The sequence below is a fragment of the Flavobacterium humi genome (assembly GCF_004745595.1).
Taxonomy (GTDB): Bacteria; Bacteroidota; Bacteroidia; order Flavobacteriales; family Flavobacteriaceae; genus Flavobacterium; species Flavobacterium humi.
The window spans coordinates 66,518-89,657 of record NZ_SRLH01000005.1; the positions used below are offsets into that span (position 1 = coordinate 66,518).

The 23,140-nt window shown below is 35.1% G+C and carries 20 protein-coding genes and 1 tRNA gene; 10 read left to right on the top strand and 11 right to left on the bottom strand.

Annotated features, from left to right (window positions below):
• Window positions 1-6: 6 nt before the first annotated feature.
• The 3 genes from E4635_RS10000 to drt3b all read left to right on the top strand — a co-directional run bounded on the left by E4635_RS10000 (window position 7) and on the right by drt3b (window position 4,561).
• A complete protein-coding gene (locus E4635_RS10000; protein ID WP_135526508.1) occupies window positions 7-858 on the top strand; it encodes an HNH endonuclease in 852 nt (283 codons plus the stop codon).
• Window positions 859-945: 87 nt separating this feature from the next.
• Window positions 946-2,418 (top strand): antiviral reverse transcriptase Drt3a, encoded by a 1,473-nt coding sequence (gene drt3a / locus E4635_RS10005; RefSeq protein ID WP_135526509.1) that lies wholly within the window; start codon window positions 946-948, stop codon window positions 2,416-2,418.
• The gene (gene drt3b / locus E4635_RS10010; protein WP_135526510.1) at window positions 2,411-4,561 is read left to right on the top strand and encodes an antiviral reverse transcriptase Drt3b; all 2,151 of its coding nucleotides are present in this window, start codon (window positions 2,411-2,413) and stop codon (window positions 4,559-4,561) included. The genes drt3a and drt3b overlap by 8 nt, the downstream gene beginning before the upstream one ends.
• Before the next feature lie 225 nt (window positions 4,562-4,786).
• Here the strand turns inward: drt3b and E4635_RS10015 are convergent, their stop codons facing one another.
• The 10 genes from E4635_RS10015 to E4635_RS10060 all read right to left on the bottom strand — a co-directional run bounded on the left by E4635_RS10015 (window position 4,787) and on the right by E4635_RS10060 (window position 14,929).
• Entirely contained in the window at window positions 4,787-5,863 is a 1,077-nt protein-coding gene (locus tag E4635_RS10015) for a DUF3871 family protein (RefSeq protein WP_135526511.1), read from the bottom strand.
• Window positions 5,841-6,707, bottom strand: a complete 867-nt coding sequence (locus E4635_RS10020; protein WP_135526512.1) for an AAA family ATPase — start codon at window positions 6,705-6,707, stop codon at window positions 5,841-5,843. Before E4635_RS10020 ends, E4635_RS10015 begins: the two co-directional genes overlap by 23 nt.
• Window positions 6,708-6,848: 141 nt before the next feature.
• Entirely contained in the window at window positions 6,849-8,060 is a 1,212-nt protein-coding gene (locus E4635_RS10025) for a site-specific integrase (RefSeq protein ID WP_135526513.1), read from the bottom strand.
• A gap of 79 nt (window positions 8,061-8,139) precedes the next feature.
• The gene (locus E4635_RS10030; RefSeq protein WP_135526515.1) at window positions 8,140-9,444 is read right to left on the bottom strand and encodes a DUF3987 domain-containing protein; all 1,305 of its coding nucleotides are present in this window, start codon (window positions 9,442-9,444) and stop codon (window positions 8,140-8,142) included.
• Window positions 9,431-9,718: a helix-turn-helix domain-containing protein gene (locus E4635_RS10035; RefSeq protein WP_135526516.1), complete on the bottom strand. Its 288-nt coding sequence runs from the start codon at window positions 9,716-9,718 to the stop codon at window positions 9,431-9,433. The genes E4635_RS10030 and E4635_RS10035 overlap by 14 nt, the downstream gene beginning before the upstream one ends.
• Before the next feature lie 184 nt (window positions 9,719-9,902).
• Window positions 9,903-10,733, bottom strand: a complete 831-nt coding sequence (locus E4635_RS10040) for a hypothetical protein (RefSeq protein WP_135526518.1) — start codon at window positions 10,731-10,733, stop codon at window positions 9,903-9,905.
• A gap of 91 nt (window positions 10,734-10,824) precedes the next feature.
• Window positions 10,825-10,898 (bottom strand) — tRNA-Asn (locus E4635_RS10045).
• Window positions 10,899-11,031: 133 nt separating this feature from the next.
• Window positions 11,032-12,384 carry an RIP metalloprotease RseP gene (rseP, locus tag E4635_RS10050; protein ID WP_135526520.1) on the bottom strand — a complete coding sequence of 451 codons (1,353 nt, stop codon included), beginning with the start codon at window positions 12,382-12,384 and terminating at the stop codon, window positions 11,032-11,034.
• 77 nt (window positions 12,385-12,461) lie between these two features.
• Entirely contained in the window at window positions 12,462-14,399 is a 1,938-nt protein-coding gene (locus E4635_RS10055) for a M1 family aminopeptidase (protein WP_135526521.1), read from the bottom strand.
• A gap of 200 nt (window positions 14,400-14,599) precedes the next feature.
• Window positions 14,600-14,929, bottom strand: a complete 330-nt coding sequence (locus tag E4635_RS10060; RefSeq protein WP_135526523.1) for a single-stranded DNA-binding protein — start codon at window positions 14,927-14,929, stop codon at window positions 14,600-14,602.
• Window positions 14,930-15,120: 191 nt separating this feature from the next.
• Between E4635_RS10060 and E4635_RS10065 the strand changes: the two genes are divergently transcribed.
• From E4635_RS10065 to E4635_RS10080, 4 genes are all read left to right on the top strand, one after another.
• On the top strand, window positions 15,121-15,675 hold the full coding sequence (locus E4635_RS10065) for a YfiT family bacillithiol transferase (protein ID WP_135526524.1): 555 nt from the start codon (window positions 15,121-15,123) through the stop codon (window positions 15,673-15,675).
• A 3-nt stretch (window positions 15,676-15,678) separates the two neighbouring features.
• Window positions 15,679-16,026, top strand: coding sequence for a hypothetical protein (locus tag E4635_RS10070; RefSeq protein WP_135526525.1), 348 nt, complete (start codon window positions 15,679-15,681; stop codon window positions 16,024-16,026).
• Window positions 16,026-16,850: an NAD(P)H-binding protein gene (locus E4635_RS10075; protein ID WP_135526527.1), complete on the top strand. Its 825-nt coding sequence runs from the start codon at window positions 16,026-16,028 to the stop codon at window positions 16,848-16,850. The genes E4635_RS10070 and E4635_RS10075 overlap by 1 nt, the downstream gene beginning before the upstream one ends.
• 64 nt (window positions 16,851-16,914) lie before the next feature.
• Window positions 16,915-17,775, top strand: a complete 861-nt coding sequence (locus tag E4635_RS10080; protein WP_135526824.1) for a DMT family transporter — start codon at window positions 16,915-16,917, stop codon at window positions 17,773-17,775.
• Window positions 17,776-17,817: 42 nt separating this feature from the next.
• Here the strand turns inward: E4635_RS10080 and E4635_RS10085 are convergent, their stop codons facing one another.
• A complete protein-coding gene (locus E4635_RS10085; RefSeq protein WP_135526528.1) occupies window positions 17,818-19,875 on the bottom strand; it encodes a M13 family metallopeptidase in 2,058 nt (685 codons plus the stop codon).
• Window positions 19,876-20,057: 182 nt separating this feature from the next.
• Between E4635_RS10085 and E4635_RS10090 the strand changes: the two genes are divergently transcribed.
• The 3 genes from E4635_RS10090 to feoB all read left to right on the top strand — a co-directional run bounded on the left by E4635_RS10090 (window position 20,058) and on the right by feoB (window position 23,134).
• Window positions 20,058-20,726: an SCO family protein gene (locus E4635_RS10090; RefSeq protein ID WP_169630241.1), complete on the top strand. Its 669-nt coding sequence runs from the start codon at window positions 20,058-20,060 to the stop codon at window positions 20,724-20,726.
• 66 nt (window positions 20,727-20,792) lie between these two features.
• Window positions 20,793-21,032: a FeoA family protein gene (locus tag E4635_RS10095; protein WP_135526531.1), complete on the top strand. Its 240-nt coding sequence runs from the start codon at window positions 20,793-20,795 to the stop codon at window positions 21,030-21,032.
• 5 nt (window positions 21,033-21,037) lie between these two features.
• Complete coding sequence (gene feoB, locus E4635_RS10100; protein ID WP_135526532.1) at window positions 21,038-23,134, top strand: ferrous iron transport protein B; 2,097 nt, start codon at window positions 21,038-21,040, stop codon at window positions 23,132-23,134.
• Window positions 23,135-23,140: the final 6 nt, after the last annotated feature.

Below are 23,140 nucleotides of genomic sequence, written 5' to 3' on the forward strand. Positions count from 1 at the left end.
TTATAGATGAGAAAAGTAAAAGCTCCCGATATTAAAATTGCTCTCGAGGAATTAAAAATAGCTTTAACATATAAAAATGGAGCCTTTAAATATGAATTAGAACTTGAAGAAGAAAAAAAATTAGAAGTAATTTATAAAGAATATGAAGATTTAAAAGGTGTTGCAAATGATAAATTTAAAAGCGATATTTTAAAATCAGCAACAAATGATGCTATATATAATGCATATGATGAAACTCAAGAAAATAATAGGCTTTATAGCTTAAGATCAAGAATACTTCTATCGGTAACAAGATGTCCCTATTGCGGAATTTCAGATGCAGATGAATTAGACCACCACTTACCAAGGTCAATTTATAAAGCTATAGCTGTTTATGTAAGTAATTTAATTCCTCTTTGTCATAAGTGTAATAATAAGAAACGAACTATTACTGGTGAAAAAATAGAAGAAAGATTTACCCATGTTTATTTTGATGAATTTCCTGATTCACCTTTACTTCTAGCTGATATTACTATTAATGATGATGCATTAAGTGTTAAATTTAAAATTAACGAAGTTGGGATATCTGAACTTCGTTTCAAACAATTAAGTTTTCAAATTGGCAGAATAAATTTAAACGGAAGATTAGTAAAAGAATGCAATGTTTATTTAAGTAGTATTGCCTCAATGATAGAAGATGCTTATGGCGATAATAATACAGATAAGCTTAAAGAACTTTTAATTAGTCAACATGATACAAATAAAAGAATTTTTGGAATCAATGACTGGAGAACCGTTTTTCTTTTTTCACTTGCAAATTGTGAAGATTTTTGTGGCGGAGGATTTAAAGCAATTTTAAACAAATTATATCCACAATAAATAATTGAATATATAAAAATTAGTAAGCATCTAAATCATATGATTCAATTAAAAGTAATTGTTTGGGCAATTTAATTCAAAAAGCAAATGTTAGACCAGTCATTTTCAAATTCAAATTTTAATCTAATTTTCTTAAAAGAAAACAGGAAAGGTATTATAAAGAAAAGGCATTTAAATCAAGCTTATTTTGACAAGCATGATGAGTTCAAAGTGGTTTTAGATGAAAAAATTACTCTAAAAAACTCTAAAGCTGATAATAAACTTTCACAGGAAGAATTAGAGGGATTTGCAAAAAGATTTGATGATATTAATAAAGCAAAAGAAGAGATTAGAAACAACTTGTTTTCTGAATATTCTGATATTGTTAATGATGAAGAAAGCCCATTTGTTTTTGATATTAAATATGATAAACAAAATAAAATATATACAACAAATAAAGATGGAGTTTCTTTTTTTTCAATTAAACAACTTCAAAGAAATTTAAATAAAACATTTAATGTTATTCAAGCTGATAGAAATAAAATAATTAAACAAGTCTATAATTTAATTTCTGATGGTTTTCCAAAAGTGATTATAAGAACTGATGTTAAAAAATTTTATGAATCAATCCCTCAAGGTAAGCTTTTTGAAAAAATTGAAAATAATACTTTACTATCTCCTCTCTCAAAAAAACTTTTAAAAAGATTGTTCTTTGAATTTGAAAGAATTAAAGATGTTACTGAAATGGCACCAAAGAAAGGAATCCCTAGAGGGCTTGGTGTAAGTGCCTATCTGTCTGAATTGTATATGAGGGACATTGATAGTCAAATAAAATCTTTGCCAGATATTATCTATTATGCCAGATATGTTGATGATATTATTGTAATATTTTCACCAAAAACTAAAAGCCAAAGAAGAGACTATCAAAGTGAAATAAAAGAAATAATAAATAATCATCAGTTAGAAATTAAAGATGGAAGTGATGGTACACCATCAAAAACATTTCCTTATGAACTACTGGAAAAACCTTTATCAAAACAACAAAAATTAACATTTTTAGGTTATAAATTTATAATTAATCAAAATTATGATACTAAAATTGAATTATCTGATGATAAATTAAAAAGATATGTAAGCAGAATAGAGCTATCTATTGAAACATACAATAATGATTGTAAGTATGATGAAAAAAAAGCAAGAAAGATGCTGATAGATAGGTTGAAATTTCTAATAGGTAATTATCATCTAAACCATAATAAAAAAAATATAAAAGCTGGAATCTTTTATACAAACCAAATGTTGAAATTGAATAATTCAGAATTCAATAGTTTAAATACTTTAAATGCTAGAATGTATAATAAATTTAATAGGATAAGTCCACCCATAAATATAGGTATTGACAAAGCTAGATTGATTGATTTTTTTAAATCAAAATTTTGTTTTAAGGAAGGTTTTAATAATAAGGAAAACCACTTTTTTTCTTTTAAGTTTAATCAGAAGGAGCAATCTTATTATAATATTAAATATAAAAGGGCTACAAATAAATTTGAAGTAATTAAATCAATTTGGAAGAATGAGTAAGAAGAAAAGATATATTCGATACCCTAAAGAAAGAGCTATACTTTCTGATGTATTGCCTTATGAAGTGCCAATAACTTTTTCAAACAGATACTTCTATAGATTTTTAGTTAATTTTAATATTTTTCTTGATAATGAGAAAGTTAATTTTGAAAATAATTTAAATGGTCAAGAGAAAATAGTATTTGAAGAAATTTTAAAAATCTTATTTCACCATGACTATAATAATGAACAAGATTATAAGTTTAGAAAGATTCCTTTTGCATATAGAATTACACATAAGGAAAATGATTTTAGAGAGTTAGCGGTAATTCACCCAATAAATCAATTAAAACTTATTAAGTTCTATGATGATTTTAAAGAATCAATTTTGTATTCATGTTCAATCAGTAATTTTAGTGTTCGAAAACCAGTAGATATTGCCAAGTTCACTTTTTTTAATGATAAATTACATCAATTAAATAAAGGTGATGAAAATGACTTTTTAGAATTAAGTGGCAAAGAATATGAAAATTTAAAAACTTTTTTCTCTTATAAGAAATACACTAATATTTATAAGTTTTATGAAGACTATAGATACCATAGAGCAGAGAAAAAATATAATTTCCTTTTTAAATTTGATATAGCAAAATGTTTTGACACCATTTATACTCATTCTATTTCTTGGGCTGTTTTAGGTTTAGATGCTGTAAAAGAAAATGTTGAAGAATCAAAGAAAAACTTTTCTGGGATATTTGATAAATTTATTCAAAATGCCAATTATGGAGAAACAAATGGCATTTTGATTGGTCCTGAATTTTCGAGAATATTTGCTGAAATTATTCTACAAAGAATTGATAAAACAGTTGAAGACAAAGTAGGTAAATTAGAGAAGGGATATAAAAACAAGATAGATTATGAAATTTATAGATATGTAGATGACTATTTTTTATTTTGTGATGATGAAATTTTAAAAAATGAAATTTTAAGGATACTTAAACATGAACTTAAAGAATACAAGTTATCAATAAATAATTCTAAATCAAAAGAGTATAGTAAGCCAATCATAACTGAAATTACAATTGCTAAAGAAAAAATCAATAAATTGTTTTCTGAAAATCCAAGATTTTCAATAAAAGAATTAGATAAAAATGAAAACCAAAAAGAAGGGAATAATGAAGATATTGAAATTCTGAATCACAAATTTTCTTTTTATTTTAATCCAGATAATTTAATTACTCAATATAAAATTTTGATTAAAGAATCATCTGTAGATTACAAAGATGTATTGAATTACAGTTTGGCTCTATTGAACAGTATAATAGAAAGAAACCTTGTTAATTTTGAAAATGTATATCTTCCTTATCTTGGTAAAATTAAATCAAATGAAATCTCAGATAAATCAGTTATAAATAAATTAAATAAAGTTGAAGATTCTTTAACAACTCATTTGGTTAGTTTTATTGATTTTGTTTTTTTTATATATTCAGTTTCTCCACGAGTAAATTCTACTATTAAGACATGTCATATCTTATCAAAAATCCTTACTTTTTATAAATTAAAAGATAAGTCTGATAAAAAGTTTTTAATCAATTCAAATAATAGAAATAGGATTTTCAAAAAAATATTGGATGAATCAAGCTTAATAATTAAAAAGAATTCAATTACAGAATATGCACAAATAGAAACTCTATATCTTCTAACTGTAATCAGGGAATTAGATAAAGAATTTAGAATTCCAGAAATTAGTTTAGAAAAATTTATTGGTATTAAAGCCAACAAAATTCCTGATGGGAAATTAAATTATTTTTCAATAGTTGTTCTTGTTTTTTATTTAGGACATTCAAAAAAATATCCAAAATTAAGAGTTGCTTTATTGGACTACATTGAAAATTACATAAAAAATTTTCCTATTGAAAAAAGAAGTAAATCATCTGAGTTAACTCATCTAATATTAGATTTACTAGCTTGCCCATTTATTGAAGATATCTATAAAATTAAGATATTTGCTTTATACAAAAATTATACAACTAAAGGAGAACTTTTAGCAGCAAGGAGAATAATTTATTTTCATAAAAAACATATTAAGTATTGGTTTACTAAATGGGAAAGATTTAATTTAGCAAAAGAACTAGAACATAAAAGGAGTCAAGAAGTTTACTCTTAAAAATATTGCCAACACCAATCTCCAGTTTGTAATAAGTAATTATTATATTCTAGAATCCAAAGATAATTTATTGTCTAAAGATTCACACACTTGTATTTGGCACAACTCTGTAAAAGAGGTTTAACAAAGTAGCTGGAGGAGATGCAAGCTACTTTTTTTGATTTTTTATTCATTAATTTTTAGATAATTTTTAAAATATCCCAGCCATTTTAGGCTGGGAATTTCTCAACTCAAAAACCAACGGTAATCTCCATTACCAATTAGTGTTTTTTGAATACCTTGAGTAAAATCAAAAGCATTCACATTTCTGTCAAGGAAAGTATCAATGTAACTGCTTTTATTGGCTTGTGTAAAGAGATTATATACATTCCATAAGTTTACATCACCCTGCGCATTTCTGCTAAAACTAGCATCCTCATAATAATCTTTAACAATGGAATTAATATGACCATCTGTAAAGTTTAAATTTGGGATTAGAGATTTTTCATTCTTTGGTAAATGTTGATATAATCTTGTTCTACCAATTAATTGTGCAAATTGATGCTCTGTTAAAGAATGTTGAGATAATTTTTTCATTTCTAACAAATGCTTTTCAGCATTGTAGTTTTGAATGACTGCTAATATCTTGGATTGTAATTCTTGATAAGAAGTAACTTTCATATCATCAATAAAGCCATCGCTCCAAACACATAAATTGCAGCAAACCTTATTTTGAAAGCCAATAAAGAATTTGAATTTTTCAAAGGATTTTTTGTTGTACAGATTTTCCAAATTATAACTTCTGACTCCGCCAATTGTAAGAGCAATTTCATTCCCATTAATAGCATCTACAATACTTGGAATTCTAATAATGAAAGCCATTCTTTCAAAATATTGTGTCTTTTCATGGTCTAATAAATCACTTACTTTTTTATGAATTGCTTCAGGTACTCTACCTTTGATTTGGTGACTTACCCTGATTTCTGGTTTATCAAAACTGTGATGTGGAAATACTTTTGAAACACAATCTTGAGCAATTTCTATAAACTCCTGATGCGAAATAGTTCTTTCATTATCTTTACTAAAAACCGGGATAACACAATCATTTTTCAAATTAGACAAAAGGACTTCTTGTGTATTAGCTTCGATAAAAGGTCTATTTGGAAATTGTTTCACAATTGATATGATACTGTTTGGAATTTCTAAAGTACCAGGATTTGCAATGTTATTATTTGCATGTTCTATTACTGGTACTTGCCTTACAGGCTGCAAAGTATAATTATTCTGATTAATTCCAGATTCAAAGGTGAGTAGCGCTTCCATTTGTACTAAATGCTTTAGGGTTTAACAATAATTCTTTTGAGTTAATAGTGTCTTTTTGAAGTTTAAAATCATATTCCAATAATTCTCTCCAATTGCTGTATTGGATATAAAGCACTTTCAATTCGTCAAGTGTTTTGGCATCTTTGATTTTCCCTCTGGCATCTTGTAGATTAGTTCCACTATTACACCATTCTAAAATCTTTTTACCTGTATGAGTATTGATTATAAATTCTGGTTTGCCCATAAACAAACCTGTCCTGTCTTTACTTGATACTGCATAGTGCTTTATATCGACATCAAAGACCAAAGTAAATTCGTAATCTAAATCATTCCTTTGGACTGCTTTTAATCCTACTTTTTCAGGTATAAATTTTCCATCTTTTTGATTCAGCACATAATCTTGTTTAGTTCTCATTGTTGCAATAACATGAGCGTCAGCCTGTAAAATTTTATCAATAAAAGCATTTTGTCTTGGTGTTACTTTTGCCCAATTGGTAAAGCTATTCCCTGCTAAACTTGAATGATAATCCAATAGTTCCTCCCATGATTGGGAAATGGAATCAATAATGATAACTTCCATTCCTGCTTTTTCACAGACTTCAATTGCCTTAATATAATTTTCTGGTGTAAAGGGCGGAGTTAATGTTAGTACATTATATTGACCTAAATGAGCATATAAATCAGCACTTCCATTTTCACTGTCTATTACAGCTACTTTGCTCAAATTTCCATTTGTTAAACCATTAGCAAGTAGTAAAGCACTCATTGTTTTACCTGAACCCGCACTTCCTTGAAGAGCCATTTTTATTTTAGCTTTTTTCCTTTCTGATTGTCTTAGTTGCATAAATTTTAATTATTAATTGGTTAATATTTTTCTGAAGCACTAAATATTTTAAATGAAAAAGGGTTAATTTCAATCTGAAATTAACCCTTAGGTAAATAATTTGAATACTATTCTAGCCATTTAAATGTTATTGATTTTTTGTCATAGATTTAATAATTTTTTATTTTCACTATCTAATATATCATTCTCAAAATCTTTTAAATAAGATTGTGTGATTTCTACATTTGAATGCCCCATCGATTGGGAAATAATATCAGATGACACTCCCAAAAATTTCATATTTGTAGCATACGAATGCCTAATAACATAGCTAGTTATGTTGCTATTAATTTCAGCTATTTTGGCTAACTCTTTTAAATCTTTATTGAATTTTTTTAATGTTTTCAATTTCCTATTTTCTAATTGAGTAGGTGTCATATTTTCATTTATGACTATTGGAAAAATGTGCTTTGAATTAGCCCTTATGTTTTTATAATAATCCAATACTTTACTCACAGGGTCAAGAACTTTTATTACAAATTGCCTGTTGGTTTTGCTTCTTGTGTAGAAAATATTTTCTCCTTGTACGTTAGACCATTTAAGCTTCATTAAATCAATGAAATTCATTCCTCTGCAATAATAAGAAAAGATGAAATAGTTGAATGAATTTTGCAAATGTGGGTATTCCGAAATATTTATTTTTAGAAACTTTTTGACTTCATCAATTGTTAATGCCCTTTTGGTTGCTTTACCTTTTAATTTCGAAATTTTATACTTTTTGAATGGATAGAATTCTTCTTTTGCAATTTCTCTGTTGAGTGCATCATTATACAATGCTCTTATTTGCCTCATTTTGACAGCAATTCCACCATCATTGTTGCCTCTTTCTCTTAAATGGACTTCATACTTTTCTAAAAAAGTTACGGTAATATCATTAAACCTTAGATTCCTGGTATTAGTAAATTTCAACATTGAATTTTTAGTGTCTGTATAAACTCTGGCATTACCAGTTTTTCCTGATTTTATTTCATCGTTTATTATTTCATCAAAAAAATCAAAAACAAACACATCATCTTTTGTTTTGCCTATAAACTTGTTTTCAAATTCTATTAGTGTAAAGTTTATTTTATTGGCTTCAAAGTTGTCAATAATTGAAAGAGCTTTTAAAATTTGCTCAGATAAGATTAGATTTCTTTTTTTATGCAACTTGTGCTTCTTTGTAAATTGTCCATTTTCAAATTCATCTAAGTGACATTTAAATCCCAGTCCTATTTCTTTCTTCTTTCTGTTTTTGGTTATTCTTAATGCAACTGATGACAAACCCTCATTGTTTGGTTTGTTTTGCAATATAATTTTTATACTTGTATTTCTCATTTTGTGTATATTATTTGATTAAACTACCCCAGATTTGGGGTAGTTTTTACATGTTTTGCAGGAATTACATCCTTACATATTATAATCTTTTGTATTTACCTTGCTCCACTTTTTTGATGGCTTTTTTCCTTTGCCATTGTTTAAGTTTATCGTCAATCGTTCTTTGTGGGATATTATGCTTTTCCCCAATTTCGATTGCTTCTTTCCTGGTAAAGCTCTGCTTTAATGAAAATAATATTTCTTCATCCTGGTCTGATAAGCCACCATCATTTAGTGAATTATAGTTTATAATTGCATGTTTCAAAACAACTTTAATTATTTTTAAAGCAATTATAAAATCTCTATTGGAACAGATTAATGTGGATTTATTTGTAATATCACTTTCATTTCTTAAAATGGTAAGTATCATACACAATCTGAACATCATTAAACCATGTCTGTTCAAGTTCGGAATTACATTATGACTATGATTTTTTAAGATGTCTTCGTGAATAAATGTAAAATCTTTGAGAAATCTTTTATATTGGTTCTCAGTTAGCTTGAACTCTAATTCGTCTTTCAACTGAAACAATTTTCCATAAAGATTGTAGATAACATTTCCTGATTTTTCAAATATATCTTTATAATTATACGCTTGTTGTGCGAATACATTTTTGAAACTAGAAATTTCATCAAAAGAGTATATTAAAAATCTACTGAATAAACCATTTTCTTTCGACTTTATCAATGGTTGAAGTTGGTCAGGTGTTCCACTTATGACCAGAGATATTTTAGGTTCATTTATTTCAATATACCTATTGTCAATTTGTCTACTTAATGATACACTTTCATGCTGAAATGCCTTCCTTAATAAATCACTGTAGTTTGACCAATCGTTTTTAAGCATATTGGAAAGAGTATCGGCTTCTGATTCGATAATTAAAACTCCATTTTTTGAAACGTTTAGATACGAATACATTTCTGCTGTACTGATATTTGCAGGAATGATTTTCAATTCAAGCTGAGGACATTCGATATGATTTTTCTCCTTGTCTTTCTTTTTCTGGTCTTGACAAATAGAATGATTCAGTTTGCTGTCATCTAAAATCTTGGTATGAATCTTTTGTACTAATATTCTAGAAAAATTCATTACTCCTTTTCCAGAAGCTGGTGGAGCTACAATAAGCACAAATAAATTAGGGTAGATTTTATCACCATCATAAATGCCAAACACATTGGGAATGGCTGAACTTAATACACCTAAAGATGAAAGTAATACAATATCTCTTTCTCTTTCAGAAAATGGGCTTGTAATGTTTTTTAATACTTCTGGTAAATTTCTATAAACTAGCTCTGGGATGTATTCATTTTTAAGAATAACAAGGTTTTTTTCAACTGTGTCCATTTCTATTTAGATAATTGGTTAAATCTTCTTGTAAAACTCCGATGCTTTCATTTCTGTTTTGAAGCATCCAATTATCCAAATCAAGTCTTAAAAAATAGATAAGCTTATTATTTGGTTTTGAAAAACTAATTTTATTTGTTGAAGTCAGTTTGTATAAAAATGATTTTGATACATCTAAATACCTAACAGCTTCATTAAAACTCATGATTTCCTTTTGGGGTAACAATACCGCACTGTGGAATTCATCACTTCTTTTTAAAGTGCCTTTTTCCATGTTCTTATAATTTAATTATTAAAAGAAAACTCAATCAGCAATAATCTGCTGATTACAATACCATTGAATTGGTATAAAAGAAAACGCTTGAATTTTTGCAAAAATTAATTTTGCAAATATAATTTGGTTAAAATGGTTTTTTTTAAAAGTGTAAGAAAGGAGTAAGGTAAAGAGTAAGATTTTCCTACTTGAATATAAGGTCAAAATCTTTAATAAAGGAAGATAGTATTTTGCCTTCCTTTTCAGAGATTTCTTTTTTTGCTTTGTTATAATTGCTTTGAGAAATTAATGTTTTACCTTTTGTATAAAATCTACTTGAATTTTCAATTGACTTACCTGTCAGATTATCGAACAAGGAGCTTATTGTTTCGAGATACTTCATTGTTAATCCATTTTTAGAATTAAATACAATTTTCTCATCAGTTTCCTTATCAATAAAAACTGAAATGAAAGTTTCTTCTGAAATTGATTCATCATCAATTATTTCATATTTAATTGTAATGTCGTAGAGTTTGATTAACTGGCTTTTTGAAATACCTGATTTAATCTTAAATAAAGATTCGTTAATTTTAGGAGAGATGTTTGTATCAAAATTGATTTTATACTTTTCGTTTAGATATAAAATAATTTCTTCAAATGGTTTTTTGCAAACGGGGAATTTCTGAAGCAATTTACTTTCACTGTTTTCTATGTAGCTTATTGTAGCCTTGATGTATTCAATAAATTTCTTCTTATCTATAGAATTTAATAATATTAAAGATGTGTCTATGGAGCTTTTACATATTTGGGTTTCTTCCCACAATAACTCTTTTAATTGATTTTCAAAATTCAGAACTATGAAATCTTCTTTATAAGAATCATAATATTCAATTATTCCAAACTCTGAATTTAGGTTTGTTGGTTGTTCTTCGTTTCTAATACTTTTTACAATAAACGATTCTTTTAATAACTCAACGTTTTTAAAAGTTAAAATATTTTGAAGGTTAGAGAGAATGCTGAATTTGTAATTTTCCATATTAATTACAAAAATAGAAAATGTTTCAGATATGTTTCAGACGTAAAAACAAAAAAGCCTCTACATTGCTGTAAAGGCTTTCTCTTAAAAGCTCCCCCTCTTGGGCTCGAACCAAGGACCCTCTGATTAACAGTCAGATGCTCTAACCAACTGAGCTAAGGAGGAAACTGTATGTTTAGTTATATAAGAACTTTAATTTTTGCGCTTTCCTGAAATCAGGCAGGTGTTACACCGTTTTTGCGAGTGCAAATATAAGTGCTTTTTTAGATTGTACAAATAAATTCCGCACTTTTTTTAATTATTTTTTCGAAATCGCATCCAGGATCCATTCGTAAATATCCTTACCGAAAGTTAAAGCCATTAAACTCAGCAAGATAATCATTCCGACAGTTTGGACTCTTTCTGCAGCTTTTACACTTAATGTTTTTCCGGTAACCATCTCGGCAATGGTAAAAATGGCATGGCCGCCATCAAGCCCAGGGATAGGAAGCAAATTCATAAAGGCCAGGCCTATCGAAAAGATAGCGGTAAAACCCCAGATAAATTCCCAGTTCCATTCTGTAGGCAATTGCCTTGTGATACCAATCGGGCTCTTAACTTGCTTGTAAGCGCCTGTTTTTGGTTTCAGCAATAGTTTGAATTGCTTGATGTTGTAGATGAATTGCGTGTATGATTCTTCCACTGCCACAGGAATAGCTTGCAGGAAAGTCAAGTGGTTTACAGTTTCAAACCTCTTTTTCAGGTCATCTTTAGTCAGGTGTTTGTTGTAAAATCCTAATTTTCCTTCTTTGTCTGTAGCGGCATTGAGCGTCATAGGAGCATCATTCCGTACAATACTTACTTTTACAGAGTCGTTTTTATGCTTGTTGATTTCGGTAGTCAATTCATCAAAATAAGCCACTTTAACGCCATTCAGCGCCACAATCTGGTCTCCTTTAAGCAATCCTGCCTGATTTGCTTTGGATCCTTTTATCACAGAATCTACGATAATGCTGTCCAGCCTTGGCTCAATGAAGTTTCGCCCTTCCTTGGTCAGGATTTCTTTTTTATGTTCGTCGGTCAGGACCAATGTTTCTTGTTTCCCGTTTCTTTCCACGACCACTTTATCCCCTAAAAGGATGTCAATGACCATTCGGTTGAATTTCTCCTGGAATTTGCCATCTACGGAAATTATTTTGTCCCCGTTCTTAAACCCTACAGATTGGCCGACTTCGCCAAAAGCCAAACCGTTTTTCTGCAATTCGTTCGTGGAGACGTATTTTTGCCCGTAATAGGTATAAATCATCGTGTATAAAAACCAGGCCAATAAAATGTTTACGGTAATACCGCCAAGCATGATGATCAATCGCTGCCAAGCCGGTTTGGAACGGAATTCCCACGGTTGTGCCGGTTGTGCCATTTGCTCGCTATCCATACTTTCGTCAATCATCCCGGAAAGTTTCACATAACCGCCAATAGGCAACCATCCGATTCCCCATTCCGTATCCTTGATTTTCTTTTTGAAAAGGGAAAACCCGGCATCCATAAACAAGTAGAATTTTTCAACCCTAACCTTGAATAATTTTGCTGGGATATAATGACCGAATTCATGAAGGATTACAAGAACGGAAAGTATAAATATGATTTGGCCTATTTGAATTAAAGTATCCATTTTTTGATTTTAGTAATTTGTATAAAAAGCAAAAGTAAGGTTTTCACCTTACTTTTTACGCCTGAATCATAATTTGACTATTTTTTTATAATTTTTTTATGAAAAGTACCATTAGAAGTTTCGAAAGCAGCAACATAGATGCCCGGAGCCAGTTGGGAAACAGGAATCTCAAGCTGGTTTGTTTCCAAAGATTTTTGGCCCAAAGCATTGAATAAAACCACTTTTTCCAGGGTAAAGCTTTCAGGGATACTGATGGTCAGGACATCGGCAACAGGATTCGGATATAACTGTATGGCTCCTTCAGGATTGAAATTTTCCATTCCCAATGTCGCCGTATTATTGCGTGAAATGATGTCTTTGTTCGGGTCGAATTCTACTCCGGTAACCACAAAAGGAACGTTGACTACAAAACTTTGGGCATCAGCCGTATTGTTCAGGATCACATCCAATTGTTGCCCTGCGCCACCGGTTAACCTTACCGGTACCGGCATTTCGAAAAAAGATACCGACGGGTCGGACTGCGTTTGGCTGATCTGGATTGTAGCTTGTCCTGGCGCCGAATTATGGGCATTGATGGTATAAGTAGGGTAGCCCTGGCCGTAAACCCAATCATTGAAAAATTCCTGAAGGCTGCTTCCGAAAACCGTTTCCAGATGTGCCTGGAACTGAGGTGTGACGGCATAAGCATACGATAAGGTTGGATCATTCAGGTAATCACGAAGCCCTTGGAAAAAATTTGTATCTCCTAATTTGAACCGCAGCATGTGGGTGACCATGGCTCCTTTGTTGTACGTAAGCCTATTGCTGAAAATCCTTCCTACATTTGTCGCTTCCACATCTGTCAGGTAAACCGCTCCGTTGGCAACGGAAGTCACATTGAGTGATTTTCCATCTTTCCAGCTCACAAAACCGCTTGGTCCGTCAAATTGTTCCACGACAAGGCCGGACAGGTATTCCGTTATGCCCTCGTTTAGCCAGATATCTTTCCAGGAACCACAGGTAACTTTGTCCCCAAACCACTGATGGCCCATTTCGTGCGCAATTAATCCACGGGACCAGCTTTGCATAAATGAAACTGTCGTATGCTCCATCCCGCCGCTCAAATTGGCGCGGGCATGGCCGTATTTTTCATTTCGGTAAGGATAGGGGCCGAATTTTGTTTCGTAGAAATTGATAATATCCGGTGTGACCGCCAAACTCGCTTGCGTCGTGGCAGATTCCTCCGGATAAATGTAATTTACGATCGGGAAAAAAGGGCTTTGTGCCGTTCCCAAGCCGCCCTGTTGGTTGAAAATCTGGTAATTGGTCACGGCAATGGCCACTAAATAAGCAGCAATAGGGTAGCCATGCCGGAAATGCGTGGTTTTATTTGCGCCAACGATTATCGGTGCTTCAGGTTCAATACCATTTGCGACACTTACATATTGCGAAGGTGCGGTAATGTAAACATCTATGCCGTTGTCTATTTTGTCGTTCAGATCTTGTTTGCAAGGCCACCAATCCCGTGCGCCAAAAGGTTCGGAAAGCGTCCACAAAACAGGATTCCCGTTATGCGAGCCAATGGTGAAAGCACCTTCTAGCGTTGATGGTACCCCACTGTAAATGATTTCTATTGTGGCCGAATTCCCTGCGGTAAGCGTAGCGGGTAACGTGATAACCAGTTCGTGTGTGCTGTTGTGGGAAAATGCCAGCGAAGCCCCGTCTTTTTTTACCGAAGAAATCGTAAAGGCCCCGGATGCTTTTTTGTAAAAATCGAAAACAACCGTATTCATATTGGACAAAGCCTTGAACGTAGTGGTAACTTTCCCTGAAACATTCAGTACGCTAGGATTTACCGTAAATTCCAGCTTGCTGTAGGTTACATCATAATTTTGCGTGTTCGGATTTACAGCTACAGCCATCATCTCCGATGCCGATTTCATTTCAGCTTCGACCATTTTATCATGTTCGGTGTCCGTTTGGCAAAAGCTTATTTGGGCCGAAAGGAAAACCAGCAGGTATGTAATTTTTTTCATGGGGTTGAAAATTTTTCCCAAAAATAACAATTTAGCAATGGTATTTTAACGGATAAACGTTAAAATGTTATAAAATGATCAAATTCATAAGAGGAGTTTGATTAATTTCCGAAGAAGAAAAAAACCTGCACTTTGTTTCATTGAAATAATAGTTTCAAAACAGGCCCTGGCGCAATGGACAAGGCCCGGTTTTGGGTAGTTTATTTGCTCAATAACAGGACTTCATGAACCACAACTTCGGTGGCGTAACGTTTGATACCGTCTTTGTCATCATAGCTTCTGTGGGTCAATTTTCCTTCAATGGCGATCTCTTTTCCCTTGGCTACGAATTTTTCGATGATTTCTGCGGTTTTGCCCCAAGCAGTCAGCCGGTGCCATTCGGTTTGTTCTACCTTTTCTCCTTTTTCGTTGTAATAAAAATCATTGGTAGCGAGGGTAATATTGGCTACTTTTTTAGTGTTGATTGTTTTTACTTCCGGCTCCTGTCCTACGTGGCCGATTAATTGTACTTTGTTTCTCATGGCATTCATGGCGTGTAAAAATTTAAATGTTACTGTTTATAAAAGATCCCGGGTTTTTGATTCCGGTAAGGCAAAGTTGCGGCAGGCAGGTTATTTTATCCGGTAATTATACGTTTACTTTCGATTGTAATTGTTTGTAACCGTTTGTAAATGGAAAATAATTCAGTATATTTGAAGGATTCGCACTAAAAAACCAAAAGATGCAAAACGACATAAACATAGAAAAATTGAAATTCCCGATTGGCCATTTCGACAACCATTTGGAAGTGACCCAAGAAAATTTGGTGCAATGGAAAGCTACCATTAAAGAATTTCCGCAACAATTGAGCAGCCTGACCGCAGGGCTTTCGTTAGAGGAACGCAACTGGAAATACCGCCCCGAAGGCTGGTCTATTAAGCAGGTTGTCCACCATTTGGCCGACAGCCACATGAACAGTATTATCCGTTTAAAACTCACACTGACTGAAAATGCCCCTACCATAAGGCCTTATGAAGAATCGCTTTGGGCAAATCTTCCCGATGGACAGGACGATGACCTCGAAGCCTCCCTTAGCATTATCGAAGGAGTCCATGCGCGTTGGTCACGGCTATTGGAGAGCCTTTCCGGGTCCGATTGGGACAAAATGTATTTCCATCCGGAGCACCAACGTTTGTTTTCGATAAAAGAAAGCCTCGGGATTTACGATTGGCATTGCAGGCATCACTTGGCACACATTGGGCAGGCCTTGTCGCACAAAGGAACTTTTAATCTGTAAGGTATGAAGCAATGTTTGGAATGCGGCGAAAAAATCATGGGCCGTGAAGACAAAAAGTTTTGCAGCGACGGTTGCCGCAATGCGTATAATAACAAAATAAACAAGGATAGCACGAATTTAATGCGCAACATTAACAACAAACTGCGCAAGAATTACCGCATCCTTTCTGAACTGAATCCTGAAGGAAAGGCAAAAACTTCGCGGACTAAATTGTTGGGAAAAGGCTTCGATTTTGATTTTTTCACTTCGATTTATCAAACCAAGACCGGGAACACGTATTATTTTTTATACGATCAGGGGTATATGGCTATCGAAAATGACGGATTTGTATTGGTAAAGAAAGATAACTGATGGCAAGAGAAGAGAAAAAAAACACCCGGATTTCTATTTTGGGTTGCGGCTGGCTGGGTTTGCCCTTGGCAGAAAAATTCATTGCAGAAGGGTTTTCGGTAAAAGGATCGACAACTTCACAAGAGAAAATCCCGGTTTTGGCAGCTGGAGGCATCAGCCCTTTTTTGATAGCCGCCGAAAAGGAATCAATAGTCGGGCAGATGAAGGAATTCCTCGCCGGATCGGATGTTTTGATTATAGATATCCCGCCCAAATTAAGGAGCGAAAACAAAGACGATTTTACAGCCAAAATAAAAAACCTGGTCCCTTATATCGAAAAATCAGGCCTTGCAAAAGTGCTTTTTATAAGTTCCATTTCGGTCTACGCCGAAGACAATTCGGCCGTGACCGAAACGACGCTTCCCAAACCCGCAACGGAAAGCGGCAGGCAGCTTTTGGCCGCTGAAAAAATACTGCAGGAGAATTTTAATTTCAAAACGACCGTGCTTCGGTTTGGAGGGCTTATCGGGAAAGACAGGCATCCGGTAAAACATTTGGCCGGAAAAGAAAACCTCGAAAACCCCGAATCTCCCATCAATATGATCCATTTGGAGGATTGCATCGGGATTATCCTGAACATTATTGAAAAAGACTGTTTTGGCGAAGTTTTCAATGCGGTTGCTCCCTTTCATCCGGAGCGTTCCGTTTTTTATACCGAGAAAGCCATGCAAATGAATTTGGCTTTGCCTACTTTTGCCTTTGACAAACCTTCGGTGGGAAAATGGATTTCAGGAGAGAAGACAGAGAAGGTTTTAGGGTATTCATTCATTAAACCTCAATTATAACGTGTCTAAAATCTCAAAACTGCACCATGCTACCAAAAACAGGCTCGAATCGATCGGCCTTCCCATGCTGGCATTGTGTTGGGTCAGTTTTTTTTGGGGAACCACCTGGCTGGCTTCGAAAGAAGGGGTAAAGCACATGCCGGCGTTGCAATTGGCAGCCATCCGCCAGTTTATCGGAGCCGCCATTTACATTGCTTTTTTCCAATACAAAAAAACACCTTGGCCGAAAGGCAAGCAATGGAAAACCATTTTAATACTGAGCATCCTGAATTTTGTTTTGAGCAACGGGCTCAGCACCTGGGGAGTGAAATACATTTCCAGCGGTCTTGGCGCTATTATCGGCGCGGTTTTCCCTTTATGGATCGTGGTTATCAGTTTTTTTAAGGGAGAAAGGCTTTCTAAAGGGGCAATAGTAGGTTTATTGATCAGTTTTGCAGGAGTTTGCCTGGTTTTTTATGATTACCTGGCCGATTTCCTGAAACCGGATTTCCGCTTTGGGATCCTGTTATCTGTCATTGCTACCCTTACCTGGGCATTCGGAAGTATGTATACGAAGAAAAAGGCGGCGAGTTTTAACCCGTATTTTAGTTTGGGGCTCCAAATGCTGATTTCCAGTATTTTATTATTTGCGTATACCGGAGCCACAGGGACTTCGATCAATTTGGCCCAGATTCCTGCCGGGTCCTGGTGGGCCATTGCCTATTTGGTGGTTTTCGGTTCGGTATTTACATTTATAGCCTTTATTTATGCCTTGCAGCATTTGCCGGCCGAAGTGAGCAGTGTGTATGCATATATCAATCCGATCGTGGCGGTGATCCTGGGTTCGGTTATTTTCAATGAACCGCTGACGGTAATGATCATAACCGGCGGAAGCGTGACATTGCTGGGCGTATATTTGGTCAATAAATCTATTCGGAAGAAATAAAAAAAGGCGCAAACTGCGCCTTTTTAATTGTTGAAACCAAGATTACCAGATTTTCACCCTTTTTTCCGGTTTTACGTATAATTTGTCTCCTTCTTTGATTCCGAAGGCCTGGTAGAATGCATCTACATTCAATAAAGGCACATAAGCACGGTACATTCCAGGAGTATGAGGATCTGTTTTTACTTGATTCTTGATAGCTTCATCCCTCATTTTTGAACGCCAGATTGTTCCCCATGAAATAAAGAAACGCTGCTCAGGAGTATATCCGTCGATTAATCCAGGGCTTCCGTTTTTTCTCAAGGCAATTTGCAATCCGTCATAAGCAGAGTTGATTCCACCAAGGTCACCAATGTTTTCACCTAAGGTAAATTTACCGTCTACAAATGTTCCAGGAAGTGGTTCCAAAGCACTGTATTGTGCCGCAAAAGCATCACCCAATGTCGTGAATTGTTTTAAATCAGCATCGGTCCACCAGTTTACCAAGTTTCCTTCAGCATTGTAACGGGCGCCGGAATCGTCAAAACCATGAGAGATTTCATGACCGATTACCGCTCCGATTCCACCATAATTTACAGCATCGTCCGCTTTATAATCATAAAAAGGCGGTTGCAGGATAGCTGCAGGGAAAACAATTTCGTTGTAAGAAGGGTTGTAATATGCGTTTACCGTTTGCGGAGACATGCCCCAACGTGTTTTATCTACCGGTTTTTTCAGGTCTTCAAGATCTTTGGCAAAATCCCATTTGGATACGTTTTTCATGTTTTCGAAATAGGTACCGCCTTGCGCTGTTCCTTTGATTTCTAATTTGGAATAGTCTTTCCATTTATCAGGATAACCGATTTTGATTGTCGATTTTCGTAATTTATCGATAGCTCCCTTTCTGGTTTCTGGAGTCATCCAGGCCAAATTGTTGATCCGGTTTTCAAAGGCCAAAAATACGTTTTCGATCATGGCTTTGGCTTTGGCTTTGGCTTCAGCCGGGAATTTTTTCTCTACGTATAATTTCCCTAAAGCCTCACCAACGGTTCCGTTTACAACCTGTAAGGCTCTTTCTTCCCTTGGACGTTGTTTCAAGGCACCTTGCAAGGTCTTGCTGTAAAAATCCCAGCTGGCTTTTTCGATGTCGGTAGTTAAGATATCAGAAGATTGGTTCAGCAATGTCCAACGCATATACGCTTTCCAGTCCTCGATTTTGTTTGCTTTGAAAATATCTTCCAAGGCAGTCATGTATTTTGGCTGGGACACGATAAGAGAATCGATTTTCCCAATTCCAACACCGTTTAAATAAGTATTCCAGTTTACAGAAGGAGTCAATTTTTGCAAATCGGCTACTGTCATCGGATTGTAGGTTTTCCTACGGTCGCGGCGTTCTACCCTGTCCAGTCTTGGTTTTGCCATTTCAATTTCCAATGCGAGTACTTTATCGGCATGGCTTTTGGCTTCAGCCGGAGTTTCCCCTAAAAATTGGAACATACGGGCTACGTGCGCCACATATTTTTCGCGTTTTTCTTTTGAATCTTTTTCGTCGGAAACATAATAATCCCTGTCAGGCAAACCTAAGCTTCCGGTTCCGATATTAACTACATTGCGGTTGCTGTTTTTGGCATCAGGGCCGATTCCAACTCCGTAAAATCCTAAACCGCCGCCGTCTGCTTCGATTTCCATCAGCAGTTTGTTGACGTCCTGGATGTTTTTTACCGCATTGATTTTAGCCAGGTAAGGTTTTAATGGCGTGATGCCCAGCTTGTTCCTGGAAATGGTATCCATGTAGGTTTTGTAGACATTCACTGCTTTTGCCTGGTCTGATTTTGGATCCAGGTTTTTATTGGCTGCGGCTTCTTTTAAAATGGCCAATGCATCGTTATCCGTATTTTGGCGCAGTTCGTCAAAACTTCCCCAACGCACGCGGTCTGCCGGGATTTGTGTTTTGTCAAACCATGTTCCGTTTACAAACCGGAAGAAATCATCGCCGGGTTTTACGGATTTATCCATCAAATCCAGGTTGATCCCCGGATTTTTCTTTGCCTGTTGGGCCGTCACTGTCAAGCTGAAAAGCGAAAAGACAGCCAGCGAACCTGCTGTTATAATGTTCTTTTTCATTGTTAGTATCGTTTTATTGCGTTTTGGTTTAAGAATATATGTGTCCTGAAAATTGAAAATGTTACAACGATTTGCCAAATTTATAAATATAAGGAACCAGAAATTTTTTTTTAACATTTTGTATTCCTGTGCTTTTTCTCATTTTTGGGATTGTAATTGTACCTTTGCAAAAATAAATGGTTATGTTGACTTTTCTAAAAAGGTTTAAAATCCTCTTCATCGTACTTTCTATATTATCGGTTGTTATCATTACGTCTTTTTACATGGTTTTGAAACCGGCCAAATCCTTGCCAATCTACACGCCGTCAATGGTAAATCCGGAATTGGTGGACACGACCATACAGTATGTGGCAAACAACCATGTAATTGCAGATTTTGCCTTTACCAACCAAAACGGGAAAACCATTACGCAAAAAGATTATGAAGGAAAGGTGTATGTGGCTGATTTCTTCTTCACTACCTGCCAAAGCATCTGCCCGATGATGACCAACAACATGGCCTGGCTCCAGGAACACATCAAGAACAATCCGAAGGTCATGCTGCTTTCGCATTCGGTTACCCCGGAAATTGACAGTGTTTCGGTTTTGAAAGCCTACGCTAAAAGCAAAGGAGTGATTGATGCCAAATGGAACCTGGTAACGGGCAACAAAAAAGACATTTACTACATCGCCCGCAAATCGTACCTGGCCGTAAAAACAGGAAAACCGGAAGAACTTTACGACATGGTACACACCGAAAATTTTGTTTTGGTCGACCAAAAAAGAAGAGTAAGAGGTTTTTATGACGGGACAAAGTTGGAAGAAGTGAAAAAGCTCTTGGAAGACATTAACTTTCTTTGTGAAAATCATTAATCTTTCGGAAAATTAGGTTTGTCATTTTTTATGGCTAATTTTGCAATCTTAATTCAATCTAAATAAGTGAAAGTTAGTTTAGCGCAATTACAAATAGGGCAGAAGGGGATTATTGATGATTTTAATATCGATCTGATTCCGTTAAAATTATTGGAAATGGGCTGTTTGCCCGGGAATGAAGTGCAATTGCTGCAGGTTGCCCCTTTTGGGGATCCTTTGTATTTGAATGTAAACGACTCTTACCTTGCCATCCGCTTGGAAACGGCTTCAGCCATCCAGGTGGAAATTCCTAACTCAAAAAGCTAAAATTAATGAAAGTTGGGAATATCAATATTGCCTTGATCGGGAATCCAAATACAGGAAAAACATCTGTTTTCAACCAACTTACAGGGCTCAACCAGCAGGTAGGGAATTATCCCGGGATCACGGTGGAAAAAAAAGTGGGCGTTTGCAAATTAGCCTCAAACCTTAAAGCCACCATCCTGGATTTGCCCGGGACCTATAGCCTGAATGCCAGTTCCCTTGATGAAAACGTGGTCATCGAACTGTTATTGAACAAAAACGACAAGGATTATCCGGATGTTGCCATTGTGGTGACCGAAGTGGAAAACCTCAAGCGGAACCTACTGCTGTTTACCCAAATAAAAGACCTCGAAATCCCGACCATCCTGGTCATCAATATGTCAGACAGGATGAGTTACAAAGGGATTTCACTCGATATTCCTTATCTGGAAAAACAACTCAAGACCAAAATTGCCTTAATCAGTTCCCGCAAGGGAGAAGGTATCGAAGAGTTGAAAAACCTGATCGTCAATTACAAGAACATCACTACCGAGCCTTCGTTAAACGCTTCCAGCATTGATGTGGCTTATTTTGACAGTTTGCGCAAAGCCTTCCCGAATCAGCCTCTTTATAAATTATGGCTGGTGATCACACAGGATGTCAATTTTGCCAACCTGAACCGGAACGAACTGCACAATTCTTCTTTTGCCAAGTCGAAAGACGATTTAAAAAGGCTGCAGCAGAAAGAAACCATCAAACGCTATCAGTTTATCAATAATGTGCTCAAAGAAGGGCAAACCATCGATTTGGCTTCTGCCAAAGACCTGCGCAGCAAACTCGACAGGATACTGATCCATAAAGTTTTCGGGTATGTGGTTTTCTTCCTGATCCTGATGGTAATTTTCCAATCTATCTTTGATTGGTCCAATATCCCGATGGATTTTATCGATACCTCATTTGCTTCTTTAAGTTCCTGGGCGGAATCGGTTTTGCCGGCCGGGATTTTAACCAACCTGATCGTACAGGGAATCATCCCGGGATTGGGAGGGATTGTTATTTTCATCCCGCAAATTGCCTTCCTGTTCCTGTTCATATCCATATTGGAAGAAAGCGGTTATATGAGCCGTGTCGTTTTCCTGATGGACAAAACGATGCGTAAATTTGGCTTGTCCGGAAAAAGTGTCGTACCTCTTATTTCAGGGACAGCCTGCGCCATTCCGGCTATTATGGCCACGCGTAATATTGAAAACTGGAAAGAAAGGCTGATTACGATTTTGGTGACGCCTTTTACTACCTGTTCTGCCCGTTTGCCGGTGTACGCAATCATTATTTCATTGGTAATCCCGAACAAAAGGCTTTTTGGGATCTTCAATTTGCAAGGGCTGACATTAATGCTGTTGTATTTGCTGGGCTTTGGAATGGCTTTGTTTTCTGCCTGGGTGCTTCACAAGGTTTTAAAAATTCAATCTAAAACCTATTTTGTGGTAGAAATGCCCAATTATAAATTACCGATGATCAAAAATGTGGCGATCAATGTGGTCGAAAAAACGAAATCTTTTGTTTTTGGTGCCGGGAAAATGATTTTAGCCATTTCTATCGTATTGTGGTTCCTGGCTTCATACGGACCAGGGGAAAATTTTAAAAACGCCGAACAGATCGTTGCCAAAGAAAATGTTTCAGGGACCAATATTGAAGGTAAAATCGCTTCTTATAAACTGGAAAACTCCTATATCGGCTTGATTGGGAAATCGATAGAACCGGTTATTTCGCCGCTGGGTTATGATTGGAAAATAGGGATCGCCATCGTTTCTTCTTTTGCGGCAAGAGAAGTATTCGTAGGGACTTTGGCAACCATTTACAGTATTCAGGATTCGGACGACCAGGACACGACTATACGCAACAAATTGTCTGCGGAAGTGCATCCGGTAACGGGAGAAAAGCTATTCAATTTAGCTTCCGGAGTTTCCTTATTGCTGTTTTATGCTTTTGCGATGCAATGTATGAGTACTTTGGCCGTGACCAAAAAAGAAACCAATTCCTGGAAATGGCCGGCAATCCAGTTGGTCTTCATGAGCGGATTTGCGTATACGGTAGCACTGATTGCCTATCAGATTTTGAAAAATTAAACCAAG